This window comes from Demequina sp. NBRC 110052 (assembly GCF_002090075.1).
GTDB lineage: Bacteria > Actinomycetota > Actinomycetes > Actinomycetales > Demequinaceae > Demequina.
In genome coordinates this window covers 77,304-97,773 of sequence record NZ_BBRI01000002.1, presented here as the reverse complement: position 1 = coordinate 97,773, position 20,470 = coordinate 77,304, and the positions used below count along the sequence as shown (strand labels likewise).

The following is a 20,470-nucleotide window of genomic DNA, read 5'->3' as shown; positions in this document are numbered from 1 at the left end:
AAGGAGTAGCTCCGGTGGGCAGGGAATTCGTATGAATATGGACAGACCGTCGGCAGGCGCGCAAACACGCGCCGAAGGCCAACGACCATGCTACCTCGCGCGAGGCGTCCAGCACAAAGGACGCGAGGTCACCGTCCGGTAACGGTTCGAGGCCGAGTCCCTGCTAGAGCTCCCGTGCCGCCTCGAGGAGGTTCTCCGGCACCCACTTGGTCTTGCCTGACATCACAGCGAAGTCCTTGAGTACGACCTCCTCGCCCTGCAGCGCGGTGAACTTGTGGCTCTCGCCTGCGACGATGCCATCGATCGCCGCCACACCGAAGCGCGTCCCGAGCAGCCGGTCGGCCGCGGTAGGGATTCCGCCACGCTGCACGTAGCCCAGCACCGTCAGGCGCGTGGGGAAGCCAGTGCGTGCCTCGATGGCCTTGGTGATCTCGTGCCCGATCGACCCTGCGATCGGATTGCCCTTCGCGTCCAGGGTCGGCTTGCCGTCCCACGAGGTGCCCTCGGCGGGCACGGCGCCCTCGGCGACCGCGACGATCGAGAAGTTCTTGTAGCGGTGACGGTGCTTGATGCGCTTGGCGATCTGGTCGATGTCGAACGGCTCCTCGGGGGCGATGATGATGTCCGCACCACCCGCGATGCCCGCGGTGACCGCGATCCAGCCACTGTGGCGACCCATCAGCTCCACTACCATGACGCGGTTGTGCGACTCCGCGGTCGAGTGCAGCCGATCGATCGCCTCCGTGGCGACGGTCACCGCGGTGTCGAAGCCGATCGCCGCGTCGGTGCCCACCACGTCGTTGTCGATCGTCTTGGGGATGCCGATTACGGGAATGCCGATCGCGTCGGAGACCTTCCCGGCCGCCTTGAGCGTGCCGTCTCCGCCGATGCAGATGATGCCGTCGAGCTTCTCATTCGTGACCGTGTCGCGCACGGCCTCGATGCCGCCCTCGACCTTATGCGGGTGGCACCGCGCGGTGCCGAGCATCGTGCCGCCCTCGACGAGGATGCCGGAGACGTCGTCGCGCGTCAGCGGCTTCGCGTCGCCGTCGATCACGCCCTGCCACCCGTTCATGAAGCCCACGATCGAGCAGCCGTGCTGCGCGGTGCCGCGCTTCACCACCGCTCGGATCGCTGCGTTCAAGCCGGGGCAGTCTCCGCCGCCCGTGAGGATTCCGATCCGCATGCCACCAACCTTAGTGTCCAGCGGCGCGCCACGACGCGCCCGTTCCGACGTTGACATCGAGCGGCACGCTGAGGTCCGCAGCGCCGCCCATCTCCTCTCGGAGGATGGTCTCGACCGCCGCCCGCTCCCCCGGCGCGACCTCGACCACGAGTTCATCATGCACCTGCAATACCTGCCGCGATGCCAGACGTTCGTCCCGCAGACGCGCGTCGACGCCGAGCATCGCACGCTTGATGAGATCTGCGGCGCTGCCCTGGATCGGCGCGTTCAGGGCGACGCGCTCGGCGATGTCGCGTCGCTGACGGTTGGTCGACGTCAGATCGGGGATGTAGCGACGCCTCCCGAAGATCGTCTCGGTGTAGCCGTCAACGCGCGCCTGGTCCACGGCGCGCCGCAGGTAGTCGCGCACAGCGCCGAAGCGCGCGAAGTAGTCGTCCATGAGCGCCTGGGCCGCGCCGACGTCGAGGCCCAGCTGCTTGGCGAGCCCGAAGCTCGACAGCCCGTACGCGAGCCCGTAGGACATCGCCTTCACCTGCGAACGCATCGCGGGCGTGACGTCGCCAGGGTCGACGCCGAACACGCGCGAGCCGACGAACCTGTGCAGGTCCTCGCCCGAACGGAACGCGTCGATCAGAGCGTCGTCACCAGACAGGTGGGCCATGATGCGCATCTCGATCTGGCTGTAGTCGGCGGTCACCAGTGTCTCGAACTCGGATCCCACGACGAAGGCCTCGCGGATCCTGTGCCCCTCCTCCGTCCGGATGGGGATGTTCTGGAGGTTCGGATCGCGCGAGCTCAGCCGACCCGTCGCGGCCACGGTCTGCGAGAACGTGGTGTGGATGCGCCCGTCTTCGCGGATCTCGGCCGCCAGCCCCTTGATGATCTGTGCGAGCTTGGTGGCGTCGCGGTGCTGCAGCAGGGCCTCGAGGAAAGGGTGCGGGCGCTTGGCATGCAGGTCCTGCAACGATCCCGCGTCCGTGGAGTATCCCGTCTTGATCTTGCGCGTCTTCGGCATGCCGAGGCGGTCGAACAGCACCTCCTGGAGCTGCTTGGGGCTGCCCAGGTTGACGCGATCGCCGCCGATCGCCTCATAGGCCGCGTCGGCGGCGCGCTCGGCCCGCGCCAGCGCCTCGTCGGCGAGGCGCGCCAGGTGGGCATCGTCCACGGCGACTCCCGCGGCCTCCATGCCTGCGAGCACGCGAATGAGCGGGATCTCCATCTCCCGGTAGAGGTCGGCCATCCCCCGGTCCGCGACCTCCCGGTCGAGGTGGGCGGCGAGATCGGCGGTGAGGGCAGCACGCTCTCCGGCGACCTGCGCGGGCGGCGCGCCGAGCCCGAGGTCGAGCTGGTCGCCCGATGCCCCCGTCTCAGGCATCACACCGAGGTACCGCTGCAGCACCGAGTCGAGGTCGAAGCCACGCTGGTCGGGGTTGACGAGGAACGCCGCGATCTGGGTGTCCCCCACGACGCCCTCGAGCGCGAGACCGCGCGAGGCGAGGCTGTGCCACGCGTCCTTCGCCGCGTGCAGGGTCTTCTCGACGGCGGGGTCCGAGAGCCAGCCTGCGAGGCGGCGCTCGTCGTCCGCCGAGAGTGCGCCGAGATCGATCCCCCAGGACTGCTCGCCCTGCGACACGCCCACGGCCCACGCGTCGGCGTCGGCGCCGATGCGGCCGGCGACGTGGAGGCTGACGGCGCCGGTGAGCGAGGTGACGGCCTCGAGGGCGCCGTCGAGCACGATCTCGCGTGCCTCACCCGTAGTCTCGGCGGGCGCTGCCTCGCCTGCGACGAAGGGGAGGAGCCGGTCGCGCAGCGTCCTGAACTGCAGGGCATCGCACATCTCGTGGATCGCGGTCGCGTCAGCGCCGGCGTACTCGAGCTGCTCGAGGCCCAGCGGCACCTCGAGGTCGGTGAGCAGGTGGTTCAGCTCACGGTTGAGGCGGACCTGTTCGACGTGGTCGCGAAGGCTCTGCCCGGCTTTGCCCGGCACGTCCGACGCGGCGTCGAGGATTCCCGTCAGTCCTCCGTAGGCGCCGATCCATTTCGCTGCGGTCTTGGGTCCCACTCCCGGCACGCCCGGCAGGTTGTCGCTCGTCTCGCCCACGAGCGCCGCGAGGTCCGGGTACTGGCCTGGCGTGACGCCGTAGCGCTCCTCGACGGACGTCGGCGTGTACTCGATCAGATCCGAGACGCCCTTGCGCGGATACAGCAGCGTCACGTCCTCGGTGACCAGCTGGATCGTGTCGCGATCGCCCGAGACCACCAGCACACGCATCCCGGCCTCGCGGCCCAGACGCGCGTAGGTCGCGAGCAGGTCGTCGGCCTCGTAGCGCTCCTTGTCGACCGCAGCCACGCCGAGCGCTGCGAGCATCTCGCGGATCAGCGGCACCTGCGGCTCGAACTCGGGGGGCGTCGCGTCGCGGGTGCCCTTGTAGGTCGGCAGGCGCTCGGTGCGGAAGGTGCCGCCGGGTAGGTCGAACGCGACGGCCACGTGGGTCGGCTGACGGTCCTTCATGAGCGTCGCGAGCATCGTGGTGAAGCCGTATACCGCGTTGGTCGGCGTGCCCGTCGAGGTCGCGAAGTTCTCGACGGGGAGCCCGAAGAACGCTCGGAATGCCATAGACAGTCCGTCGACCAGAAGCAGCGTGCGCTGGGGAGTTTCGCTCACGCATGACAACCTATCCGCTATGACCGACACGCTGCCCCACGACACCGTCACTCCAGGCCCTAACACGCTCATGGCGCGTCTTGGCATCTCCCTCACGGAGATCAGCGCAGACCGTGCCGTCGGCACGATGCCTGTCGAAGGCAATGTGCAGCCGTTCGGCCTGCTGCACGGCGGAGCGACCGCAGCGCTGGCGGAGACCCTGGGCTCCTATGCTGCGCTGGCGCATGCCGGGGAGGGTCGACTCGCGGTCGGGGTGGACCTCAACATCACCCACCACCGGGCCGTCCGCACGGGGCGTGTGACCGGCACCGCGACAGCCCTGCACCTCGGTCGTCGGGCGTGCACATATGAGGTCACGGTGACGGACGAGGACGGTCGCAGAGTCGCGACCGCGCGCCTCACGTGCATGCTGGTCGCGCACGAAACTGTCTGACACCTGCCCGATTAGTGGTGGAATCCTGCCTCCTATGTGACCGAATCGCTACACGCCCGAAACATCCCTGGTCTACATTGTCGGAATCCACCTTGGGAGGAAACAGTGACGACCATCCATGATCGCCGCGTCTGGCTGCGCGCGATCGTCGTCCTGGTGCTGGCAGCAGCGGCGATCACGGTGTTCTCCGTGCTCGTCGCCGACAGCGCTCAGGCGGCCGACGTCGCGACCCACGCGGTCGCCGCCGACGCCGGCACCGACGACGTGACCACCACAGACGCCACGACCACCACCGGGGGCAGCGGCAGAGTGCTGCAAGCCGTGGTCAACGGCCTCATCTTCGGAAGCCTTCTCGCTCTCGCCTCTGTGGGCCTGTCCCTCATCTACGGCACCACGGGCCTGAGCAACTTCGCGCACGGGGAGCAGGTGTCCTTCGGCGCCGTGCTGACCTACTTCCTCGTCGCGGACGACGTGAGCCTGCCGCTGATCCCAGGCACCTTCGGCATCGGCATCCCGCTGATCCCCGCAGCGCTGCTCGCGGTCGCGATCTCCGCGGGAACCGGCTGGCTCCAGGACAAGTTCCTGTGGAGCCCGCTGCGGCGCCGTCGCGTGGGCATCGTCCAGCAGATGATCGTCTCGATCGGCCTCTCGCTGGCGATGCTGAACATGCTGCAGTGGTGGATGGGCGGCGGACGCATGCGGCTGACGACCAGCATCGCGGACCGCCTTCAGATCGGCCCCGTGCAGATCAGCACGCAGACGCTGTGGTCGGTGCTCATCGCCATCCTGTGCCTCCTCGGCGTCTCCTACTTCCTGCTGCGCACGCGGCTGGGACGCGCGACCCGCGCGGTGTCCGACAATCCCGCGCTCGCGTCGGCCTCTGGCATCAAGGTCGAGTCGATCATCCGCCTCGTGTGGATCCTCGCCGCCGGCCTCGCGGGCCTCGGCGGAATCCTCCTTGGACTGTACGAGCAGGGCACGGCCTTCGACGCGGGTGCGCGCCTCCTGCTGCTGATGTTCGCCGCCGTCACGCTCGGCGGACTCGGCCAGCCGTTCGGCGCACTCGTCGGCTCCCTCGTGATCGGCCTCGTCGCCGAGCTCTCCACGCTGTGGCTGCCCGCGGACCTCAAGGTCGCCACCGCGCTCGTGATCCTCATCGGCGTGCTCCTCGTACGACCCCAGGGAATCCTGGGACGAGCGGAAAGGGTGGGATAGGCCATGGACTTCGCCGACCTCTTCACCGACGCAGGGCGCGAGATCTTTGCGCCCACCACGGCCGCCTTCGCGCTTGCCGCGATCGGGCTCAACTTCCACTTCGGCCTCACCGGGCTGCTCAACATGGGACACGCCGGCTTCATGCTGGTGGGCATGTACGGCTACGCCATCACCGTCCGCGAGGGCGGAGGCATGGTGCTCGGCCTCATCGTCGCCATGCTGCTCGCCGTCGTGTTCGGGCTCATCCTCGGATGGCCCACGCTCAAGCTGCGAGGCGACTATCTGGCGATCGTGACGATCGCCGCCGCGGAGTTCGTGAGATTCCTCGGCCGATCGTCCGTGATGAAGAACATCACCGGTGGTTCGACCGGCATTCGCGGCTCCGACTACAAGGAGCCCTTCGAGTCGCTCTCCCCGTTCCCGTCGGAGCAGATCACCATCGGACCGTTCACGATGCACGGCACGGCGTCCACGTCGTGGTTCCTGGTGCTCGTCGGATGGTCCGTCGTAGGGCTGTTCGCGCTGCTGTTCTGGCGCCTCTCGAACTCGCCGTGGGGCCGCGTGCTCAAGGGCATCCGTGAGGACGAGGACGCCGTGCGCTCGCTCGGCAAGAACGTGTACGCGTACAAGATGCAGGCGCTCGTGATCGGAGGCGTCATCGGCGCACTGGGCGGCGTGCTGTGGTCATTCTCCGCAGCCGTTCAGCCGGACTCCATGGGCCGCCCCACCACGTTCTGGCTGTGGACCCTGCTGCTGCTCGGCGGCGCGGCCACCGTGTTCGGTCCGATTCTCGGGTCGATCATCTTCTGGACCGCGCTCGTCCTCGTGCGCAGTCTCGCGGCGATGTTCATCCCCGAGACCTGGATGGCGGCCACGGAGCGCGAGCCCTTCTCGCTCGTGCTCGTGGGAGTCACCCTGATGCTGCTCGTGATCTTCCGACCACAGGGCATCCTCGGCAACCGGAGGGAGCTGGCGATCAATGACTGACAAGGCCACGCCTGCCAAGAGCGGCAAGAACCCCAAGAGCAGCAAGGATCCGTTCGCGAACGTCCCGCACGAGCCGGGCGCCCCGAAGATGGACAAGATCATCGTCGCCGACCACGTGAAGCGCCGCTTCGGCGGACTCACCGCGGTGGACGTCGCGCACTTCGAGGTCCAGCGCAACGCCATCACGGCTCTGATCGGCCCCAACGGCGCCGGCAAGTCGACGTTCTTCAACCTGCTCACCGGCTTCGACCGGCCGCAGGAGGGCGAGTGGTCGTTCAACGGCTTCTCGCTCCACTCGAAGTCGCCCGCGCAGGTCGCGCGCTCCGGCATGGTGCGCACGTTCCAGCTCACCAAGGCGCTCTCCCGCATGACCGTCATGGAGAACATGCGGCTGGGCGCCGCTCAGCAGGTCGGAGAGAACTTCTTCCGTGCACTGTTCCCCGCGCTGTGGCGCAAGCAGGAGGCGGAGATCACGGCCAAGGCGGAGGAGCTGCTCGTTCGCTTCAAGCTCGACGCCAAGAAGAACGACTATGCGGGTGAGCTCTCCGGGGGTCAGCGCAAGCTGCTCGAGATGGCGCGCGCGCTCATGTCCGACCCGGAGATCGTCATGCTCGACGAGCCGATGGCGGGCGTCAACCCTGCTCTCACCGAGTCGCTGCTGGACCACATCGTCGAGCTCAAGAAGGAGGGCGTCACCGTGCTCTTCGTGGAGCACGACATGCACATGGTGCGCCGCATCTCCGACTGGGTGGTGGTCATGGCCGAAGGCAAGATCATCGCCGAGGGCCCGCCGGACACCGTCATGGCCAACGCCGCGGTGCAGGACGCCTACCTGGGCTCGCACCACGACACCGATCTGTTCGAGGAGCGGTAAGTGAACGACGCACCTGTCATCCTGCACGCCGACGACATCATCGCCGGCTATCTTCCCGGCATCGACATCCTCAATGGATGCTCGATGGAGGTTCGCGAGGGCGAGCTGATCGGCATCATCGGCCCGAACGGAGCGGGCAAGTCGACGTTCCTCAAGGCGCTGTTCGGCCTGGTGCCGATCCGCTCCGGCACGGTGTCGCTGTCCGGCGAGGACATCACGAACATGCGCGCCGACCAGCTGGTGCACAAGGGCATCGGCTTCGTCCCGCAGACCAACAACGTGTTCCCTTCGCTCACCATCGAGGAGAACCTCGAGATGGGCAGCTACCAGGCACACAAGAAGTTCCGCGAGAACTTCGACCGCGTGATCGACATCTTCCCCGTGCTCGGGGAACGTCGCCATCAGCGCGCGGGCTCGCTGTCAGGCGGTGAGCGCCAGATGGTCGCCATGGCACGCGCGCTCATGATGGATCCTCACGTGCTCCTGCTCGACGAGCCCTCCGCCGGCCTCTCCCCTGTCCGTCAGGACGAGACCTTCGTGCGAACCCGCGACATCAATCGCACCGGCGTCACGGTCATCATGGTCGAGCAGAACGCCCGACGCTGCCTCCAGATCGCGGATCGCGGCTACGTCTTGGATCAAGGCACCTCCGCGTACACGGCGACTGGCCAGGAGCTTCTCAAGGACCCCAAGGTCATCGAGCTCTACCTGGGAACGCTCGGCGCGTAGCCTCAGCACACCCGTCACGAGGGCCCCGTCACCGCAACGTGACGGGGCCCTCGTGCGTGCCGTCGTAGCCCCGTATAGGGAGGCCTCCGGGTTCCGCAGCCTCGCACCCGGACAGGAGTGACGGTGGAGGCGATCCGACAGGCCCGTGGCGGCCACAGTGCGTCGCTCTCACCGTCACTTCGGCACAGGTGTGGCATCCGCGACGCCCGACCCTGGAGACCCGCGCGTCCAGCACCCTCCTGAGCGCCGCTTCGGGCATCACGCGACCCCTTCCGTCCCGTCTGTGGCGGGACCACAGTGCGACTCGGCCGTCGCGTCGGGCATGCGAAAGGGCCCCCGGCCGAAGCCGGGGGCCCTTCGCGTCAGCGGTGCTGAGGATCAGACCTCGCCGAAGACGGCGTCGACCCAGACGGGAACGTTGTTCTCGTCGTACTCGTACACGCCGATGAAGGCGGAGGAGGGGTCGTTGTCCACGTTGATCGGACCGGAGCCCGACACGGCGACGTAGGTGATCTCCTCGCCTGCGTCGAGAAGCTCGACGCACGCGGAGAACGTGTCGCACTCGGTGCCGCCGGTGGAACCAGAGACGGCGGCGAGGTTCGCCTGGATGCTCGGACCGTCGGTGGCGCCTGCCTTGATCGCGGCGAGGGCGACCAGCATGGTGGCGTCGTAGGACTCGGGACCGTACGCGAACGACGTCAGAGGCTCAGGAGCGACGCTGTTCAGCAGCTCCTGGAAGTCCTCGGTCGGGTTCGCGCCGGGGATCGTGCCCTTCGCACCCACGAGCGTGCCCGGGTCGAAGTCCGCCGAGTAGTCGGCGGTGTTGCCGTCGACCATGTACAGGTTCTCTGCGGAGAATCCGGCGCCGAGGAGCTCGGGCAGGACCTGGACGGTCTGCTCGAACGCGATCAGCACGATCGCCTCGGGGTTGGTCGCCATGATCGCCTGCACCTCAGCGGTGTAGTTCGAGGCGGTCGGGTCGAACGTCTCGGTCGTGCCGTAGGTGACGTCCACGCCGTTCTCGTCCATCACACCCACGATGACGTCGCGCAGCGACGTGCCGTAGTCGTCCTCGAACACGAGGATGCCGACGCTCGAGTAGCCGTCGTCGATGATGAGGTTGGCGAGCGCCGAGCCCTGGACGGTGTCCGGCGGGGCCACGCGGAAGTAGTAGGGCGAGTAGCCCGAGAGCGCGGTCGAGGTGTTCGCGGGCGAGATCTGCACGACCTCCGCCGCGGCGATGTCATCCACGACGTTCAGCGACACGGACGACGACGCGGCACCGACGATCGCGGACACGCCGTCAGAGATCATGTCGGCCACGGACTGTGCGGCGATCTGCGGGTTCGCGGTGTCGGACGAGTCGGAGTGGACGACCTCGACGGGCGAGCCGAGCACGCCACCGGCCTCGTTGATCTCCTTGATCGCCAGGTCGACTCCCGCGACCTCGGGCGGGCCGAGGAAGGCCAGCGAACCCGTGAGCGGAAGCAGCGAGCCGACGATCAGCGGGTCGGTCGAGCCACCCCCGCCACCGGCGGTCTCACTCGACTCGGGGTCGTCGCCCGACGAGCAGGCGGCGAGCGCCAGCGTCGCGACGGCGAGGACGGCGCCGCCGCGAGCGATGGTGTTCCATCGTGCCATGTTCTTTCCTCCAAACTGGCGGCGGAGCCGCCAGCGCATCGCTGTAGGGACGGTCCCTACTCGATGCCGCCAACCTAGCGACGCATTGTTTCGCTGGCGCGTCACGATCATCACGATTTCGTGACCTTGACAGGTGTCGGATGCGGGTTTCCAGCGCCGATCGCGCATTCGACCGCGAAGGCGCTCCTCACGACGGCTCGGCCCGACCCCTCACTGGCGAGCTGCTCCCAAAGACGACGAAGGGGCCCGCACCTGTCGGTGCGGGCCCCTTCGAAGCACGGAGTGCAGCGCTACTTGCCCATCTGGTCGATGACGGCCTCAGCGACCTCGCGCATCGTGAGGCGCCGGTCCATCGACGTCTTCTGGATCCAGCGGAACGACTCGGGCTCGTTGAGCTTCATCTTCTCCATCAGCAGACCCTTGGCGCGCTCGACCTTCTTGCGCGTCTCCATCCGCTCGTTGATGTCGGCGATCTCGTTCTCGAGGGCGCGGATCTCCTGATACCGCGACGCCGCGATGGCCACTGCGGGAAGCAGGTCGCCGGGAGTGAAGGGCTTGACCACGTATGCCATCGCGCCCGCGTCGCGCGCGCGCTCGACGAGCTCAGTCTGCGAGAACGCCGTGAGCAGCACTACCGGCGCGACGCGCTCCTTCGCGATCTGCTCGGCCGCGGTGATGCCGTCCATGACGGGCATCTTCACGTCCATGACCACGACGTCCGGCTTCAGCTCCTTCGCAAGAGCGATCGCCTCCTCGCCGTTGCCCGCCTCGCCCACGACGTCGTAGCCGCCCTCGCGGAGGGTCTCCACGATGTCCATACGGATGAGCGCCTCGTCCTCGGCCACCACTGCGCGGCGTATCTTCTCGGGGGACGCCGGGGCGCTGGCCGGCGTCGTGTCGTTCTCGTCAGTCACAGGCGCTAGCCTAGTCGTCGCGCCCCGATAGCCCAACTGGCAGAGGCATGCGGCTCAAACCCGCACCAGTGTGGGTTCGAATCCCACTCGGGGCACTGCGCGACCGTTCGGCGCACTGCACGGTCGCCGAGAGTCGAGCCCGAGGAGCACGCCATGAAGCCCGTCATCCACGACATCGCCCTCGTCGCGCACGACAACAAGAAGGTCGAGCTGCTGGAGTGGGCGGGGTACAACACGTCGCGCCTGGCCCCTCACCGCCTGTACGCCACGGGCACCACAGGGACCATGCTCGAGTACGAGCTCGGGCTCACGGTGCACCGCTTCCTGTCCGGTCCCGTGGGGGGAGACCAGCAGATCGGCGGTCGTATCGCCGAGGGTTCGATCGACATGCTGATCTTCTTCTGGGACCCGCTGGAGCCGCAGCCGCACGATCCTGACGTCAAGGCGCTGCTGCGTCTGGGTGCGCTGTGGAACATCCCGATGGCCTCCAACGTGGCCACCGCCGACTACCTGATCTCCTCGTCGCTGTTCGACACCGACTACGAGCGCACGATCCCGGACCTGGGCCCTCGCGACTGGGAGCAGCTGCGCTCTCCTGACGAATCGTAGGCCTCGCCTGCACGCGCGCACTGTAGGCGCGCGTCGTTCGCACCACGTCCCGCCACACCGGTGAAGTGCCTGGTAATCAGTGTGCAATCAACCACATTGCGGATGGCCCTGCAGATTGTGCACTGGAGACGACAATCTGTGCGCCGCTACCCATTTCTCCCTTTTGCACCTCGCTAGCGTGCCAACGTCGGGCCGCGACGATGCGGCGCGATGGGCGAGAGTCCCCTCGACGGGCCCGCCCCCGATGCGATCTCAATGAGGAGAAGCACCCCTATGACCGCGAAGTGGACAAGAACCGCAGCGATCGGAGCGGCGGCGATCACCGCCACCGCGATCGGCGCCGGCACCGCCGTCGCCGACCCGCACAAGGACGAGCAGGCCTCGATCGTGGCCGCGACCGTGATCACCGAAGTGGCCCCTGAGGGCCTCAAGGTCGCAGCAGTCGCCCTCGAGTACGACCGTGAGCTTCGCTTCGGCGGCACCGGCCTCGACGTCGGCGCCTTCGACGTCGACGTGGACCTGTCCGCGCCGGGCGGCTTCTCGCAAGGGGGAGAACGCACTGTCACCGCGGCCTACACGAGCGCGACCGCAGAGATCACCGGCCAGCAGCGCACGGGACGCTACGTGATCCTCGAGCTCGACCCCGCCGACGCGAACGCCAGCCCCACCTACGTGGACTGGCTTGGGACGACGCTCACGTACTACTACGACCTCCACGGTGGCTACGAGGTCTCGCAGGTAGGCGACCTCGTCGCACCACGCGACACGGTCGCCGGAGACCCGTCCCACGTCGTGCCGAGCTCTTCGGTCATCAACCAGGTGATCGACGACTACGCTGCGGGAAGCCTGCAGACGGATGCGGGCCCGCTCCTCGAGTACCGCTACTTCACCCCGGAGAAGAAGCCGTCCGCCACCTATCCCCTGGTGGTCTCGCTCCACGGTTTCGGCGAGAGCGGTGCGAACAACTTCAGCCAGATCGCGGGCAACCAGATCTCGACGGCGTTCGCCTCCGACGAGCGCCAGAAGGAGGACGCGGCGTACGTGCTGTCGCCTCAGGCCGACCCGTTCGACCCGACCAAGGGCGCCTGGTGGTCTCCGGTCATGGCGGATGCCGTCGTCGAGCTGATCGAGGACTTCGTCGCGGCTCACCCCGACATCGACACCTCGCGCATCTATCTGACGGGCCTATCGATGGGCTCGTACGGCTCGTGGGCGATCCTGCAGGAGCGCTCCGACCTCTTCGCCGGTGCCGTCGTCGTGTGCGGCGGAGGCGTCGAAGACGTCACCGCCGCCGCGCAGACGCTCGCCGACTTCCCGATCTGGGCCGTCCACTCGGAGGACGACGCGGTCGTCGACTACTACGCGGACGGCTCCGACTTCCGCGTGTTCCAGGCGCTCGAGGCAGCAGGAGAGCCCGTCGTCTGGTCGGAGTGGTCGGGCCTGCTGCCTGACGCCGAGCAGGAGCGGCTCGCCAAGGCGACCGCGAAGGAGGCCAGGCACGCGGGCAGCGAGCACCTGTTCACCACGATCGAGGCCGGCACGACACCGGTGTTCAGCCACCTGTCCTGGATCCCGACGTACAACAGCGACGTGATCCTCGACTGGCTGTTCGACCAGGACGCCGACGCCTAGAGCGCGGCCAGATGCACGAGGGCCCCGCCGGGATCCGGCGGGGCCCTCGTGTCAGTTCAGAGGCGTCTCAGTGACGGACCTGACCCACCTTGTGGACGAAGATCGAGTTGGTGGTGCCGGGGATCCCGACGGGGGTTCCCGAGACCACAACCACGTACTCACCGTCCGCGGCGAGGTTGTTGTCCTTGAGGTGCGAGTCCACGACCTTCACCATGGCGTCGGTCGAGTCGACCTTCTCCACGAGTTCGGCCGTGATGCCCCACGACAGCGCCAGACGACGCTGAGTGTCCGGGTCGGGCGTGAACGCGATCATCGGGGTCTCGGGGCGCAGACGGGACATGCGACGCGCCGAGTCGCCCGACTGCGTGAACGTCACGATGTACTTGATGTCCAGCGTCGCCGCGATCTCGGAAGCGGCCTGGGTGATGGCGCCGCCACGGGTCTTGGGCGTCGTCGGGAACGGCGCGATGCGGTGCCGACCCTTCTGCTCCGTGTTCGTGACGATGCGCGCCATCGTCTCCACCGTGACGATCGGGAAGTCACCGACCGACGTCTCGCCCGAAAGCATGACCGCGTCGGTGCCGTCGAGGATGGCGTTGGCGCAGTCCGAGGTCTCGGCGCGCGTCGGCACCGGTGCGTGGGTCATCGACTCGAGCACCTGCGTCGCGACGATGACCGGCTTGGCCTTGGCGCGGCACAGCTCGATCGCGCGCTTCTGGACCAGCGGCACCTCCTCGAGAGGAAGCTCCACGCCCAGGTCGCCGCGGGCGACCATCACGCCGTCGAACGCGTCGACGATCTCCTCGAGGTTGTCGACCGCCTGCGGCTTCTCGACCTTGGCGACGACGGGCACCACGCGGCCCTCCTCGGCCATGATGCGGGCGACGTCCTCGTAGTCCTTCGCAGAGCGCACGAACGAGAGCGCGATGAAGTCGGCGCCGAGCTTCAGACCCCAGCGCAGGTCGTCCTCGTCCTTCTCGGACAGCGCGGGCACCGACACGGCGACGCCGGGAAGGTTGATGCCCTTGTTGTTCGAGACGGGTCCGGGCACGACGCACTTGGTGATGACGTCGGTATCCGTCACCTCGGTCACCTCGAGACGCACCTTGCCGTCGTCGATCAGGAGCGTGTCGCCGGGGTTGCAGTCGCCCGGCAGGCCCTTGAAGGTGGTCCCGCAGATCTCCTTGGTGCCGACCACGTCGCGCGTGGTGATGGTGAACACGTCGCCCACCGCGAGGTCGTGCGGTCCGTCGGCGAACTTCTCAAGGCGGATCTTGGGGCCCTGCAGGTCGACCAGGACAGCCACGTTGCGTCCGGACTCCTCGGCTGCCTGGCGCACGTTGCGGTACACCTGCTCGTGCTCCTCGGCGCTGCCGTGGCTGCGGTTGATACGGGCCACATCCATGCCGGCGTTCACCAGCTCCCGCATGCGGTCGATCGGCGCGGTGGCCGGTCCGATGGTGCAGACAATCTTCGCGTTACGCATGTTCTCCAACCTCGTCTATGCGCGGAGCGCCGTCGAGCGCCCCGTCACAGGAGCCGGGAGCTCGGTGCTCCCAGTCAAGTATTCATCAATCGCCGCCGCGGCGGCGCGTCCTTCCGCGATCGCCCACACCACGAGCGACGCTCCGCGGCCGGCGTCACCGGCCACGTACACGCCGTCGGCGGACGTCGCGAAGTCCTCGGCGCGCTCGATCTGCCCGCGCGGCGACAACGCTACGCGAGCCTGTTCCTCGAGGTCCGTGACCTCCGGCCCAGTGAATCCCATCGCGATGAGCACCAGGTCCGCAGGGATCTCCCGCTCGGTGCCCGGAGTCGGCGTACGCGACCCGTCGGGGTTGTACTGCGTCACCGCGACCTTCAGCGATCGCACCTTGCCGGACTCGTCCCCGAGGAACTCGACGGTCGAGGCGAGGTAGTCGCGCTCGCCGCCCTCCTCGTGGCTCGTGGAGACCTCGAACACGCGCGGGTCGGTGGGCCACGGCATCGACTCGGTGCGCTCGAGCGGCGGCTTCTTGCCGATCGCGAGCGTGGTGACCGACGCCGCGCCCTGGCGCAGCGCCGTGCCGATGCAGTCCGAGCCGGTGTCGCCGCCGCCGATGACGATGACGTGCTTGCCCTCCGCGGTGATCTGCTCCTCGAGCGGGTCGCCCGCGGCCGCCTGGTTGCCCTGGTGGAGGTATGGCATGGCGAAGTGGATGCCGTCGAGGTCGCGTCCGGGAAGCGGCAGGTCCCGCGGCTTCGGCGCGCCCGTGGCGATCAGCACCGCGTCGTACCGCGCGCGCAGGTCATCCCACGTGATGTCCTCGCCGATGCTCACTCCCGTGCGGAAACGCGTGCCCTCGGCCTCCATCTGCGACACGCGCAGATCGATGTGGCGCTTGGCGAGCTTGAAGTCAGGGACGCCGTAGCGCAGCAGGCCGCCGATGCGGTCGTCCTTCTCGTACACGGCGACAGTGTGACCGGCGCGCGTGAGCTGCTGCGCCGCCGCGAGCCCCGCGGGGCCCGAGCCGACGACCGCTACCGTGCGTCCGGTGTGGCGCTGCGCGACGTGCGGGGTGATCCACCCCTCCTTGAACGCACGGTCGATGATCTCGACCTCGATGTTCTTGATCGTCACGGCGGGCTGGTTGATGCCGAGCACGCAGGACGTCTCGCACGGCGCGGGGCAGATGCGCCCGGTGAACTCCGGGAAATTGTTCGTGGCGTGGAGGCGGTCGATCGCGTCCTTCCACTGATCCCGCCACGCGAGGTCGTTCCACTCCGGGATCAGATTGCCGAGCGGGCATCCCTGGTGGCAGAACGGGATGCCGCAGTCCATGCAGCGCCCCGCCTGCTGCTTGAGCACGGTCGCGTCCTTGCCCAGTTCGTCCTTGACTTCGTTCCAGTCACGCAGGCGCACGGACACCGGGCGGTTCGGCGGGAGCTCGCGCTCCCGCACCTTCAGGAATCCACGGGGATCAGCCACCGGTCACCTCCAGGAACTCGGCCCACGCGCCCGGGGCGGAGAGGTCGCCTCCCCTGGCCTCGAGCTCGACGAGCGCGTCGCGCACGCGGGCGTACTGGGCGGGCAGGACCCGCGTGAAACGTGTCGCGGACTGCTCCCAGTTCGAGAGCAGCTCGCGTCCGAAGGGCGACTCCGTCTCGGCGACGTGACGCTCGATCAGCGTACGCACGATGACCTCGTCCTCGGCGTCCAGCGGCGCGAGCGTGAGCTCGCCCGCCGCCAGGGCCGCGGAGTTGACACGCTCCTCGTGCAGGTCGAGCACATACGCGGTGCCGCCCGACATTCCGGCACCCAGGTTGCGGCCGGTGCGTCCCAGGATCACCGCGGTACCGCCGGTCATGTACTCGAGCGCGTGGTCGCCCACGCCCTCGGCCACGGCCGTGAGACCGGAGTTGCGCACCAGGAAGCGCTCACCCACCACTCCGCGCAGGAACAGCTCGCCGGCCGTGCCGCCGTAGCCGATCACGTTGCCGGCGATGACGTCGCGAGAGTCGTCCAACATGGCCTCGCGCGCCGGTCGCACGATCACGCGTCCGCCGGAGAGTCCCTTGGCGACGTAGTCGTTGGCGTCCCCCATGAGACGCAGGGTGATGCCGCGCGGCACGAAGGCGGCGAACGACTGACCTGCGGATCCGGTGAACGTCACGTCGATCGAGTCATCCGGGAGCCCGGCGCCGCGATACCGACGCGTCACCTCGAAGCCGAGCATGGTGCCGACCGTGCGGTTGACGTTGCGGATCGCGCGCTCGATGCGGATGGGTTCGCCGCGCTCCAGCGCGGGCTCTGCGGCGGCGATCAGGTCGTTGTCGAGCGCCGCGTCGAGCGCGTGGTCCTGCGTGGTCGAGTTGATCAGGGCGGCGCCCTCGCGCGGTCGCGCGAGCACCGGCGCCAGGTCGAGACCCTTGGCCTTCCAGTGCTCGATCGCCGCCTGGGTGCGCAGCGCCTCGACGTGCCCCACGGCCTCCGCGATGGACCGGAACCCGAGCGCGGCGAGGTGCTCGCGCACCTGCTCCGCGATGAACTCGAAGAACGTCTCGACGAACTCCGGCTTGCCGGTGAAGCGCTCGCGCAGCTCAGGGTTCTGCGTCGCGACGCCCACGGGGCACGTGTCGAGGTGGCACACACGCATCATGACGCAGCCGGAGACGACGAGCGGCGCCGTCGCGAATCCGAACTCCTCCGCTCCGAGCAGCGCCGCCACGACCACGTCGCGACCGGTCTTCATCTGGCCGTCCACCTGGACGACGATGCGGTCGCGGAGGTCGTTGAGGACCAGCGTCTGCTGCGTGTCGGCGAGGCCGATCTCCCAGGGCGCACCCGCGTGCTTGAGCGAGTTCAGAGGGCTCGCACCGGTGCCGCCGTCGTGGCCCGAGATGAGCACCACATCGGACTTGCACTTGGCCACGCCCGCCGCGATCGTGCCGACGCCGACCTCGGACACCAGCTTGACGTGCACGCGAGCCTTGGGGTTCGCGTTCTTCGCGTCGTGGATCAGCTGCTTGAGATCCTCGATCGAGTAGATGTCGTGGTGCGGCGGCGGCGAGATGAGCCCCACGCCGGGGGTCGAGTGCCGTGTCTGCGCCACCCACGGGTACACCTTGTTGCCTGGCAGCTGGCCGCCCTCGCCCGGCTTGGCGCCCTGGGCGAGCTTGATCTGGATATCGTCGGAGTTCACGAGGTACTCCGACGTGACGCCGAAGCGGCCCGAGGCAATCTGCTTGATCGCGCTGCGACGCTCTGGGTCGTACAGGCGATCCACGGACTCGCCGCCCTCGCCGGTGTTGGAGCGTCCGCCCAGGCGGTTCATTGCGATCGCGAGAGTCTCGTGGGCCTCGCCCGAGATCGACCCGTAGGACATGGCTCCGGTGTTGAATCGCTTGACGATCTCGGACACGGGCTCGACCTCGTCGATCGAGATCGGCTCGCGGCCCGAGTCGAACTCGAGCAGTCCGCGCAGCGTCATGAGGCGCTTCGACTGCTCGTCCACCCTGTCCGTGTACTCGCGGAACAGGTCGTACCGGCGCGTACGGGTGGAGTGCTGGAGCTTGAAGACCGTCTCGGGGTCGAACAGATGCTCCTCGCCGTCGCGGCGCCACTGATACTCGCCGCCCGTGTTGAGACGCTGGTGCGGCGGCAGCTCGCCCGATGCGGGGTACGCGTCGGCGTGGCGCTGTGCCACCTCCTGGGCGATCACGTCGAGGCCCACGCCGTCGATCTGGCTCGGGGTGCCGGTGAAGTGACGTGCCACGAGCTCGCGCGACAGACCGACGGCCTCGAACACCTGGGCGCCGCGGTAGGACGCGATCGTGGAGATGCCCATCTTCGACATGATCTTCAGGACGCCCTTGCCGAGCGCCTTGATGAGGTTCTTCACGGCCTTCTCGGCGCTGACGTCGCCCAGGTACCCGCGCTTCGCGAGGTCCTCGACGGTCTCCATGGCGAGGTAGGGGTTCACGCAGCCGACGCCGTAGCCGATCAGGAGCGCGACGTGGTGCACCTCGCGCACGTCGCCCGCCTCGACCACGAGCGCGGTCTGAGTGCGCGTGTGGTGGCGGACCAGGTGGTGGTGGACTGCCGCGGTGAGCAGCAGCGACGGGATCGGAGCGAGGTCCTTGTTCGCGTCGCGGTCGGAGAGCACGAGGAACGAGACGCCGTCGGCGAGTGCCTGATCGACCTCCTCGAAGATCTCCTCGAGTCGCGCCTCGAGGCCGGCGGCGCCGTCAGCGACCCTGTAGAGACCGCGGATCTTGCGCGCCGAGAAGACGCCGCGCAGGCGCGGGTCGGCGTCGATGTGCACGATCTTCGCGAGCTCGTCGTTGTCGATCACGGGGAAGTCGAGGAGGATCTTGCGCGCGTGCTCCGGCAGCGCCTGGAGCATGTTCGGCTCGGGACCGATCGCGCCGCCGATCGCGGTCACGATCTCCTCGCGGATGGAGTCGAGCGGCGGGTTGGTGACCTGCGCGAACATCTGCACGAAGTAGTCGAAGAGCAGGCGCGGGCGCTTCGAGAGCACGGCGATCGGAGTGTCGGATCCCATGGCGCCGATCGGCTCGATGCCGTTAGCCGCCATCGGCGACAGCAGGATCTTCAGCTCCTCCTCGGTGTAGCCGAATGCGCGCTGTCGGCGCTGCACCGACCGTGCCGAGTGCGAGATGTGCTCACGGTCCGGCACCTCGGACAGCCGCACCGCGTACTTCTCGACCCACTCCGCGTAGGGGTGCTCCGCGGCGAGCTGGGACTTGATCTCCTCGTCCTCGATGATGCGCCCACCGGCAGTGTCGACGAGCAGCATGCGGCCCGGCTGCAGGCGTCCCTTGCGGACCACCTTGGCAGGGTCGATGTCGAGCAGTCCGGCCTCAGAGCCGCACACGACGAGGCCGTCGTCGGTCACCCAGAAGCGGCCCGGGCGAAGCCCGTTGCGGTCGAGCGTCGCGCCGATGAGCGTGCCGTCGGTGAAGTGGAGCGCGGCGGGCCCGTCCCACGGCTCCATGATCGTCGAGTGGTACTCGTAGAACGCGCGGCGGGCGGGATCCATGGCGGCGTTGTTCTGCCAGGCCTCGGGAATCATCATGAGCACGGCGTGCGGCAGTGATCGGCCGCCGAGGTGCAGCAACTCGAGCACCTCGTCGAACGAGGCCGTGTCCGAGGCGCCGGGCGCGCAGATCGGCACGATGTCCGCGAGGTCGCCGATGAGGTCGGAGCTCAGCGTGCCCTCGCGCGCGGCCATCCAGTTGCGGTTTCCCTGAACGGTGTTGATCTCGCCGTTGTGAGCGATCATGCGCAGCGGCTGCGCGAGGGGCCACGACGGGAACGTGTTGGTCGAGAAGCGCGAGTGCACGAGCGCGAGCTCCGAGGCGAAGGCCGGGTGCTGCAGGTCGGGGAAGACCTTCTCGAGCTGATAGGTGGTGAGCATGCCCTTGTAGGTGAGCGTGCGCGCCGACAGCGAGGCGAAGAAGGGGCCGCCCGCGTGCTCGGAACGCTTGCGCGCCCGGTAGATGCGACGGTCGAGCGCGATGTCGGCGAGTCCGTCGCACGAGACGAACACCTGCCGGAACGTGGGGGCGGAGGCCCGTGCAGAGGGACCGATCGCGTCGAGCTCGACGGGCACGTCGCGCCAGCCGAGGACGGTGACGCCCTCCTGCGCGCACGCGGCCTCGAACGCGGCGACCTCGGCGCGCTCCTCGCCCTGGGTGAGGAATGCGATGCCGACGCCGTACTCGCCCGCGGCGGGGAGCTCGAGGCCCGCGACTTCCCGCAGGAACGCGTCGGGGATCTGGGTGAGGATGCCGGCACCGTCGCCCGTCTCGGTCTCGGCGCCGACGGCGCCGCGGTGCTCGAGGTTCTTCAGCGCCGTCAGTCCGGCATCGACGATGTCGCGACCGGCCGTGCCCCGCAGGGTCGCCACGAAGGCGACACCGCAAGCGTCGTGCTCGAATGCGGGGTTGTACAGCCCTGACTGGGGCTGCGGGGCGCTGAGATGCGAGGCCATCGAACCATCCTTCACCGGCCTCCGCGCGTGCGGGGGCCTCATGGGTTGCGGGCGCCGTCGACCCGGGGTACACACGGGTGACCAGACTA

At 68.3% G+C, this 20,470-nt stretch carries 14 protein-coding genes and 1 tRNA gene; 8 read left to right on the top strand and 7 right to left on the bottom strand.

The genetic code is table 11. The features are described from left to right. Positions 1–163 precede the first annotated feature (163 nt). Positions 164–1,186: a 6-phosphofructokinase gene (locus B7K21_RS00460; RefSeq protein WP_084072976.1), complete on the bottom strand. Its 1,023-nt coding sequence runs from the start codon at positions 1,184–1,186 to the stop codon at positions 164–166. Positions 1,187–1,196: 10 nt separating this feature from the next. Then, on the bottom strand, positions 1,197–3,851 hold the full coding sequence (polA, locus tag B7K21_RS00455) for a DNA polymerase I (protein ID WP_255373699.1): 2,655 nt from the start codon (positions 3,849–3,851) through the stop codon (positions 1,197–1,199). 19 nt (positions 3,852–3,870) lie between these two features. Between polA and B7K21_RS00450 the strand changes: the two genes are divergently transcribed. From B7K21_RS00450 to B7K21_RS12385, 5 genes are all read left to right on the top strand, one after another. Further along, positions 3,871–4,284: a PaaI family thioesterase gene (locus tag B7K21_RS00450; RefSeq protein WP_084074741.1), complete on the top strand. Its 414-nt coding sequence runs from the start codon at positions 3,871–3,873 to the stop codon at positions 4,282–4,284. A 105-nt stretch (positions 4,285–4,389) separates the two neighbouring features. After that, complete coding sequence (locus tag B7K21_RS00445) at positions 4,390–5,499, top strand: branched-chain amino acid ABC transporter permease (protein WP_234989116.1); 1,110 nt, start codon at positions 4,390–4,392, stop codon at positions 5,497–5,499. A gap of 3 nt (positions 5,500–5,502) precedes the next feature. Continuing rightward, complete coding sequence (locus B7K21_RS00440; RefSeq protein WP_084072973.1) at positions 5,503–6,486, top strand: branched-chain amino acid ABC transporter permease; 984 nt, start codon at positions 5,503–5,505, stop codon at positions 6,484–6,486. Then, entirely contained in the window at positions 6,479–7,360 is an 882-nt protein-coding gene (locus B7K21_RS12390; protein ID WP_144016000.1) for an ABC transporter ATP-binding protein, read from the top strand. The genes B7K21_RS00440 and B7K21_RS12390 overlap by 8 nt, the downstream gene beginning before the upstream one ends. Next, positions 7,361–8,089, top strand: coding sequence for an ABC transporter ATP-binding protein (locus tag B7K21_RS12385; RefSeq protein ID WP_234989115.1), 729 nt, complete (start codon positions 7,361–7,363; stop codon positions 8,087–8,089). 378 nt (positions 8,090–8,467) lie between these two features. On the opposite strand, the gene B7K21_RS00430 is transcribed toward B7K21_RS12385, so the two are convergent. Together B7K21_RS00430 and B7K21_RS00425 are read right to left on the bottom strand one after the other, a co-directional pair. Next, the gene (locus tag B7K21_RS00430) at positions 8,468–9,730 is read right to left on the bottom strand and encodes an ABC transporter substrate-binding protein (protein ID WP_084072972.1); all 1,263 of its coding nucleotides are present in this window, start codon (positions 9,728–9,730) and stop codon (positions 8,468–8,470) included. A 290-nt stretch (positions 9,731–10,020) separates the two neighbouring features. Further along, positions 10,021–10,644, bottom strand: coding sequence for an ANTAR domain-containing response regulator (locus B7K21_RS00425; protein ID WP_234989114.1), 624 nt, complete (start codon positions 10,642–10,644; stop codon positions 10,021–10,023). A 21-nt stretch (positions 10,645–10,665) separates the two neighbouring features. On the opposite strand from B7K21_RS00425, the gene B7K21_RS00420 reads away from it, so the two are divergent. The 3 genes from B7K21_RS00420 (at position 10,666) to B7K21_RS00410 (ending at position 12,885) form a co-directional block, all read left to right on the top strand. Beyond that, positions 10,666–10,739 (top strand) — tRNA-Leu (locus tag B7K21_RS00420). Between the two features lie 58 nt (positions 10,740–10,797). Further along, positions 10,798–11,253 carry a methylglyoxal synthase gene (locus B7K21_RS00415; protein ID WP_084072970.1) on the top strand — a complete coding sequence of 152 codons (456 nt, stop codon included), beginning with the start codon at positions 10,798–10,800 and terminating at the stop codon, positions 11,251–11,253. A 273-nt stretch (positions 11,254–11,526) separates the two neighbouring features. Then, positions 11,527–12,885 (top strand): hypothetical protein, encoded by a 1,359-nt coding sequence (locus B7K21_RS00410; RefSeq protein WP_084072969.1) that lies wholly within the window; start codon positions 11,527–11,529, stop codon positions 12,883–12,885. 67 nt (positions 12,886–12,952) lie between these two features. Here B7K21_RS00410 and pyk read toward each other — a convergent pair whose 3' ends face one another. The 3 genes from pyk to gltB are packed head-to-tail and all read right to left on the bottom strand — an operon-like array spanning position 12,953 to position 20,381. Further along, on the bottom strand, positions 12,953–14,371 hold the full coding sequence (gene pyk, locus B7K21_RS00405; RefSeq protein WP_084072968.1) for a pyruvate kinase: 1,419 nt from the start codon (positions 14,369–14,371) through the stop codon (positions 12,953–12,955). A 15-nt stretch (positions 14,372–14,386) separates the two neighbouring features. Continuing rightward, on the bottom strand, positions 14,387–15,853 hold the full coding sequence (locus B7K21_RS00400; RefSeq protein ID WP_084072967.1) for a glutamate synthase subunit beta: 1,467 nt from the start codon (positions 15,851–15,853) through the stop codon (positions 14,387–14,389). Then, entirely contained in the window at positions 15,846–20,381 is a 4,536-nt protein-coding gene (gene gltB / locus B7K21_RS00395; RefSeq protein ID WP_084072966.1) for a glutamate synthase large subunit, read from the bottom strand. Before gltB ends, B7K21_RS00400 begins: the two co-directional genes overlap by 8 nt. Positions 20,382–20,470 lie beyond the last annotated feature (89 nt).